The organism is Photobacterium sp. R1 (assembly GCF_054600795.1).
Genome location: NZ_BAAHZP010000622.1, coordinates 1 through 265, shown reverse-complemented (window position 1 = coordinate 265; position 265 = coordinate 1). Strand labels below are relative to the sequence as shown.

Annotated in this window: 1 protein-coding gene; it reads right to left on the bottom strand. The window is 58.9% G+C overall.

Features of this window, described 5'->3' with window-relative positions:
• Positions 1–265 (bottom strand): SoxR reducing system RseC family protein (locus ACYP03_RS26550; protein ID WP_459782748.1); only part of this gene is annotated, 265 nt, incomplete at both ends.

Genomic DNA, 265 nt, shown 5'->3' with positions numbered 1-265 from the left:
CGCCCCGCCCGCAAGGGCGCAGGCAATCACGCCTCCTTCGCCGCCACCGGCCAGTTCGACAAACCACCACTGGCCCAGCAAAGTCCCCAGTAACATACATAATAGCGGCAGCACGTAGACCAACAGTGCCGATTGCAGCACGCTGCGCTCAGATAACCCTATTTCGACCAGCTGCCCGATGTGGATAGACTCAGTAATATGGGACGTCGACAAGGTCAGTTGATGCTGGCGACCGGGCAACACTTTGCTAACCACGCCTGTGCCA